The sequence below is a fragment of the Bacillus sp. 196mf genome (genome assembly GCF_003217275.1).
In the GTDB taxonomy this organism is placed as follows: domain Bacteria; phylum Bacillota; class Bacilli; order Bacillales; family Bacillaceae_G; genus Bacillus_A; species Bacillus_A thuringiensis_S.
The window spans coordinates 47,335-53,634 of record NZ_QJTG01000026.1 but is presented as its reverse complement, the minus strand read 5'-3'; the positions used below and the strand labels follow the sequence as shown (position 1 = coordinate 53,634).

Here is a 6,300-nt window from a genome sequence, read left to right as displayed (position 1 = left end):
GCAGAGAATGGAAAAGTTCTAGCGGGTGCGGAATTTAAATTAAAGAACGAAGCTGGTCAAGTAGTTGGAGAAGCGAAAACAACGAATAAAGACGGTGTTGTGAAATTCGAAAGCTTAGTGCCAGGAAAGTATACGTTAGAAGAAACGAAAGCACCAGAAGGTTATAAAGCGTTAGAAGTAACAGTAGAAGTAAATGTTGTAGCAAATGAAGTAGTAAAACAAGAAGTTATGAATGAAAAAGTGAAAGAAGAAATTACAGGTCAATTAGAAATTACAAAGGTAGACGCTAATAATACAAATAAAATATTAGCAGGCGCAGTGTTTGAAATTTGGAAAGACGGAACAAAAATCGACACATTAACAACAAATAAGAGCGGTAAAGCGACTTCTAAGAAGTTAGAACCAGGAGATTACACTTTAAAAGAAATCCAAGCGCCAGAAGGATATACTTTATCCGATAAGGAAATGAAATTTACGATTTCTAATGAAAAAATTGAATTTGTAAAACTTCAAATTACAAATAAAAAAGATACAGAAAAAGGTCCGGAAAAACCAGGTGAAGGAACAGAAAAACCAGGTGAAGGAACAGAAAAACCAGGTGAAGGAACAGAGAAGCCAGGTGAAGGAACAGAGAAGCCAGGTGAAGGAACAGAGAAGCCAGGTGAAGGAACAGAGAAGCCGGGTGAAGGAACAGAGAAGCCAGGTGAAGGAACAGAAAAACCAGGTGAAGGAACAGAGAAGCCAGGTGAAGGAACAGAAAAACCAGGTGAGGGAGTAGAAAAACCTAATTTACCAGAAAAAGGACAAGGTTCTTCTAATAATCAACAACTTCCAGCTACAGGACACAATACGAATTACGTTCCATTCATCGGTTTTATGCTTCTGTTACTAGGAATACGTTTAAGATTCATGGCTAAAAATAGTTAAAAGATGTATAAAAGGCATCAGAGATTATACAATCTCTGATGCCTTTTAAATTAATACAGATAAATATTTTAAGCTTCAATTACGCTAAGCATTCTGTTTATAAATGCAGCTGCGTGTGCACGTTGTGATGGTCCTTTTGGTACGAATTGATTAAATTCATTACCTTTTACAATTCCATATCCATACACTCTTTGTACTTCTTCTTTAGCGTAAATTAAGTTTTGGTCTACGAATGGTAGTTCAACTTGTTTTGCAAAAATACCAGCGTGTTTTAGAGAACGATCAATCATAATAACAGCTTCTTCGCGTGTAATTGTAGTATTTGGATCAAATGTATTATCACCACGTCCGCGGATTATGCCTGCGCTTGCTGCACGATTAATACCGTCTCTTAAAGATGGGTGTACTTGTTCTAAGTCTGTGAACTTAGCGTTTCCACTTGGTAATTGTAAAGCACGAGTAATTAGTGTAGCAAATTCAGCACGCGTTACAAGACGTTCTGGGAAGTACTTGCCGTTCCCTTCTCCTTGCATAATGCCTCTAGCTGCTAATTGACGAATGTCTTGTTCATACCATCCACCTGTAATGTCATCAGTTACGGGATTTTTTTGGTTTTCCTTATAGTATGTTTCAGTTCCTTTTAAGAAAGCATTCCATTGTCCGCGTTGAATCATAAACGCAGGGCAGTTTTTTCCTGACCAAAATTGATGTTTTTGGACCTTATCTAGAGAAATATTTAAGTCGTTCATTAAATAAGCTGCCAATTTACGGGCATTTTCTACCGCTTTTTCATAGTTTCCATCTTGATTAACGGCAATTTCAATTCCGATAGATTCATAGTTTCCAGTTTTATTTCCAGCATGCCATCCAACTTCATTTACCGGAAGATGTTGATAAATTTCTTTATCATCTACTGTGAAATGCCAAGATGCGGCGCGATCAGCTGTTCCGCGTGCTTGGTTATCTAAGAATTTTGCATGATTTAGAGCATTAGCACCTTTCGCTGTATTAGCCGTTTCGTGAATCGTAATATATTTAGGTACCATCGGGTAGCCAGGGCGAATATCGTCATTTCCTTTTGGGACAATCATTTCTTTAAATGTAACGCCATAAATATTGTTTGTTTGTAGAGCTTCCGGAACTCTCAATAAACTATTTTTAGCAGTACGACTGTTTTTTAGTAATGAAGCTTTTGTACCTTCAAATGTAGCAGAAGGTGCATAAATCCATTTTGCTGTTTCGTTTATTTGGACTTTAAACCAATTTCCAGCTTGTTCAGTAGGAGTAATGACTTGTGGTTGTAGTTTCCCTTCTTCTTTAAACGATTGGAACGGAAGGGCATGTATGGAAGCTTCTTCTTTTACGATTAATTTTTGGTTAGATAGTTTATGAATCTCTTGAACTTCTAAGCTATTATCATTGTTATCTATCCATCCAGCGCCAGTTGGCGTCGTTATGTAGTAAGCATTTCCTTTTTTCTTTGTCGCCGTTACGACTTGTTCTGTAATCTCGATATTCGATTTGTTTTTTAAATCATTCGCGGTATATAATGAATGCTTTTTTGAAGTGTATAGTAGGAATTGGCCAGTAACCTCGATATCTTCTTCATGAGTACTATGCTCATTAACATGCTCCTTAATACTTTTAAAAACTTGATCCTCCGTATATACTTCGGCGGATTTTTCAGCACTCTCTGCAAATGAATAAGTAGGTGCAAGAACAGTTTGTAATGCAAGAGAGAGAGTTAATACACTATAAAATTTCTTTTTCATATTTTTTTTTAACACATTAGATTATAAAATCTAGTGTTAACATTCCTCCTTTATATATTGTATTTTCGCTATGTAACGATTTTTTGTACTAATAAATTTTAACAAGAGAAAATCATGATGTCTATATACATGAGCGATATTCATAAAAAGAATTATTTGAAAAAATGTAAGAGAAACAGGTAAAACCTTCTGTATTGACCTGTAAACGCCCTTCAAGTAAACTAAAGAGAGTTTGCAAATGAAAAGGTGATAATGTGTTAATTTCAATTAAAACGTTACAAGATGATCGTTTTTTACGTCCGCTACAAAATATTGGCGGCTTATTTTTTGAAGATAGTACGATTGGATTTGAACAAGAGGAAGCGAATCTGATCGTTGATATACACATTGAGGATAATGTGAAAGCATCCGCTCGATTAACGGATGTTAGCACAGGAAATGTGTATGAAGCAACATTCTCGAAAGATTTATCTGCTTTCACAGATGAAAAAGAGCGTATGAAGCAAGTGAAGCATGTTGTTTCTTATGTATATCTTTCTGTTCTTCAGCAGTTAACTGGACTTGAACAAAGCTGGGGTATTTTAACGGGAGTACGTCCGACGAAACTTCTTCATAAAATGCTTCAAAATGGTATGTCAAAAGAAGAAGCGCATCAAGAACTTCGTGAAAGTTATTTAATTCATGAAGAGAAAATTGAACTTCTTCAGCGTATTGTTGATTGCCAATTAGCAGTTGTTCCGGATTTATACCGTTTGAAAGAAGAAGTAAGTATTTATATCGGTATTCCGTTCTGCCCAACGAAATGTGCATACTGTACATTCCCGGCTTATGCGATTAATGGACGCCAAGGGTCTGTTGATTCGTTCTTAGGTGGTTTACATTATGAAGTTCGTGAAATTGGTAAGTTTTTAAAAGAAAAAGGTGTGAAAGTTACGACGATTTATTATGGCGGCGGTACACCTACAAGTATTACAGCAGAAGAGATGGATATGCTGTATGAAGAAATGTACGAAGCGTTCCCAGACGTGAAAAATGTACGTGAAGTAACAGTTGAGGCAGGTCGTCCAGATACGATCACGCCAGCCAAGCTAGAAGTGTTAAATAAATGGAACATTGACCGTATTAGTATTAATCCACAGTCATACCATCAAGAGACACTAAAAGCAATTGGACGTCATCATACTGTAGAAGAAACAATCGAGAAATACCATTTAGCTCGTGAAATGGGAATGAACAATATTAATATGGACTTAATTATTGGTCTTCCTGGTGAAGGGTTAGATATCTTCAAGCATACGTTAGATGAAACAGAAAAGTTAATGCCAGAATCATTAACAGTTCATACGTTATCATTTAAACGTGCTTCTGAAATGACGCAAAACAAACGTAAATATAAAGTAGCAGGTCGCGAAGAAATTACAGCGATGATGCACGAAGCAGAAGAATGGACGCAAAAGCATAATTACGTACCATATTACCTATATCGTCAAAAGAATATTTTAGGTAACTTAGAGAACGTTGGTTATGCAATGCCGACGCAAGAAAGTATTTACAACATTGTCATTATGGAAGAAGTACAATCAATTATCGGACTTGGTTGCGGTGCATCAAGTAAATTTGTTCATCCGAAGACGGGGGCAATTACGCACTTCGCGAATCCGAAAGATCCAAAATCATATAACGATGGCTTCGTAAAATATACAGAAGATAAATTGAAAATTTTAGAAGAGCTATTCGCATAAGAAGAAAGAGGTTGTTCCGAGTCGGAACAACCTCTTTTTATCCTGCAGTAACGGGGGGCCGATTATATCTTGTCAGTTTTTGTCGGTAAGTCGATATATTCGAAAAATCGCCGATATAATTTCATTTACCGTCTAGCGGTATCGTATGTAAAACTATGTCGATAATAATCAGAAAAATTAGTCAAAACATTGAAGGACAATGTCTACTTATAGACGAAATGATAGATTTATGAAAGAGAAAAGGGGGAAATTGTTGGCATGTACATGACGATAGGGAGAATTTTTGATTTATCTGTTGGTAAGTATACGAATAAAGAGGCGTTAGTGGAACCTGAAAAAAATATTCGCTGGACATATAAACAGTGGGATGAACAAATAAATAAAACGGCACACGCTTTATTAGAAGACGGAGTAAGAAAGGGAGATACAGTATCTGTTTACTTATATAACTGCCATGAATTTGTAAACGTTTACTTAGCTTGTGCGAAAATTGGTGCAATTTTTAATCCGATTAACTTTCGCTTAAAGGCGAAAGAAGTATCTTATATTCTTCAGGACGCATCCTCGAAAGTCGTTGTCTTTGAAAAAGCAGTTGAGTCAACTGTTGCTATCATTGAACGAGATTTTCCAAATACATCTTTTTGGTCTATAGAAAACGATAAACCTTCCTATGCAAGTTCCTACCATGAAAAAGTGAATGCAGCATCTTCTGAGAAAGTAAATATCGAAATTGATGAAATGGATTATTGTTCAATGCTTTATACGAGCGGTACGACAGGTCATCCGAAAGGCGTGTTACATCGTCATCGTGAAATGGCTGAGCATAGTATGATTTGTACGTATTTCCTAAAATATAATAGAGATAGCGTTGGGCTTGTTGTTGCGCCTTTATATCACTGTGGTGAATTAAATGCCGGAATCATACCACGCATTCAAGTTGGCGGAAAAAATGTCATTTTGCATCATTTTGATACAGAAACAGTATTACATACGATTCAAGAAGAAAAGATTACGACGTTCTTTGCAGCACCGACGATGTGGAATATGTTGTTGCAAAAAGATTTAACTCAGTATGATTTAACTTCAATGAAAATCGGTATATATGGCGGAGCGGCAATGGCACCGGCGTTAGTGAAGGAATGTAAAGAACGTCTTTATATTGACCTTGTTCAAATATACGGAATGACAGAAATGGGACCAGTTGTGGCGTTTCTCGTAGAGGAGGATCAAATTACGAAAGCTGGTTCAGCAGGCACGCCATGCTTTAGTCATGAAGTTCGTATTGTGAAACCGAACGAGGATGCACCGGCAGAACCAGATGATGTATTACCTCCATATGAAGTAGGAGAAATTATTTTACGCGGCCCAACTATGATGGCTGGCTATCATAATCGCGAAGAGGCAAATAAAAAATCGATGTATAAAGGATGGTATCATTCTGGTGATTTAGGATACTTTGATAAGGATGGTTATTTATTCGTTGCAGATCGTGTTGATGATATGGTAATTAGCGGTGGCGTAAATATTTACCCTCGTGAAATTGAAGATTTCCTTCATAGTCATCCCGGTATATTAGATGTGGCGGTACTTGGTGAGCCAGATGAATTATGGGGAGAGCGTGTTGTAGCAGTTATTGTGAAGAAAGATGAAACAATAACAGAAGCTGATTTAGAAACGTATTGCAAAGAAAGTGACGAATTAGCAGATTATAAGCGTCCACGTCATTATTTATTTGTAGATGAACTCCCACGTAATGCGAGCGGGAAGTTGCAGAAGTTTGTGCTGAGGGAGTCACTGAAAGGTGCGAAAAAATAGAAAATGAAGGATGCCCCATATCTATGGGGTATCCTTCATTTTTC

Annotated in this window: 4 protein-coding genes; 3 read left to right on the top strand and 1 reads right to left on the bottom strand. The window is 36.9% G+C overall.

Annotated elements, in window-relative coordinates; all coding sequences use genetic code 11:
- The coding region (locus ATL10_RS25050) for an MSCRAMM family protein (RefSeq protein ID WP_142670004.1) at nucleotides 1-927 on the top strand (927 nt) is incomplete at its 5' end.
- A gap of 68 nt (nucleotides 928-995) precedes the next feature.
- Here the strand turns inward: ATL10_RS25050 and ATL10_RS30985 are convergent.
- Complete coding sequence (locus tag ATL10_RS30985; RefSeq protein ID WP_142670005.1) at nucleotides 996-2,699, bottom strand: S-layer homology domain-containing protein; 1,704 nt, start codon at nucleotides 2,697-2,699, stop codon at nucleotides 996-998.
- Nucleotides 2,700-2,953: 254 nt separating this feature from the next.
- Here ATL10_RS30985 and ATL10_RS25040 point away from each other — a divergent pair, with 254 nt between their 5' ends.
- A complete protein-coding gene (locus ATL10_RS25040; RefSeq protein WP_098834924.1) occupies nucleotides 2,954-4,441 on the top strand; it encodes a coproporphyrinogen III oxidase in 1,488 nt (495 codons plus the stop codon).
- 258 nt (nucleotides 4,442-4,699) lie between these two features.
- Nucleotides 4,700-6,256 carry a fatty acid--CoA ligase gene (locus ATL10_RS25035; protein WP_075716845.1) on the top strand — a complete coding sequence of 519 codons (1,557 nt, stop codon included), beginning with the start codon at nucleotides 4,700-4,702 and terminating at the stop codon, nucleotides 6,254-6,256.
- Nucleotides 6,257-6,300: the final 44 nt, after the last annotated feature.

Bases quoted from the DNA above. Each gene is read 5' to 3' on its own strand.
- ATL10_RS25035 (WP_075716845.1), top strand. From the start codon at position 4,700: ATGTACATGACGATAGGGAGAATTTTTGATTTATCTGTTGGTAAGTAT.
- ATL10_RS30985 (WP_142670005.1), bottom strand. From the start codon at position 2,699: ATGAAAAAGAAATTTTATAGTGTATTAACTCTCTCTCTTGCATTACAA.